This window comes from Kitasatospora nipponensis (assembly GCF_039528135.1).
GTDB lineage: Bacteria > Actinomycetota > Actinomycetes > Streptomycetales > Streptomycetaceae > Kitasatospora > Kitasatospora nipponensis.
The window spans coordinates 1-603 of sequence record NZ_BAAALF010000892.1 but is presented as its reverse complement, the minus strand read 5'-3'; the positions used below and the strand labels follow the sequence as shown (position 1 = coordinate 603).

Annotated in this window: 1 protein-coding gene; it reads left to right on the top strand. The window is 66.5% G+C overall.

What is annotated here, in order from left to right; translation table 11 throughout:
• The coding region (locus tag ABD323_RS43905; protein ID WP_344447596.1) for a carbohydrate ABC transporter permease at nt 1-573 on the top strand (573 nt) is incomplete at its 5' end.
• Between the last annotated feature and the right edge of the window lie 30 nt (nt 574-603).

The window sequence follows — 603 nt, the reverse complement described above, 5'->3', positions numbered from 1 at the left end:
GTGCTCTCCTCCACGCTGGCCGGCTTCGCCTTCGCCAAACTCCGGTTCCGCGGGCGGGGGTTGCTGCTGGCGATCACGGTCGGCACGATGATGATCCCGCCGCAGCTCGGGGTGATCCCGCTCTTCATGGTGATCGTGAAGCTGGACCTGCAGAACAAGCTGCCCTCGGTGATCCTGCCCGCGCTGGTCTCCGCCTTCGGGGTCTTCTTCATGCGGCAGTACCTGGTCCAGGCGCTGCCGGCCGCGCTGATCGAGGCGGCCCGGATGGACGGCGCTTCGAGCCTGCGGATCTTCTGGTCGATCGTGCTGCCGGTGGCCCGCCCCGGCATGGCGGTGCTCGGCATGCTCACCTTCATGGCCACCTGGAACGACTTCTTCTGGCCCATCGTGGCGCTGAGTTCGCAGAATCCGACCGTGCAGGTCGCGCTCAAGTCGCTCGGCCAGGGCTACGTCCCGGACCAGTCGATCATCATGGCCGGCACCCTGATCGGCACCCTCCCCGTGCTGCTGGTCTTCGCCCTGTTGGGCCGTCAGATCGTCGGCGGCATCATGCAGGGCGGCGTCAAGGGCTGAACCATCTACTCTCGATATCCATGGAAGGCG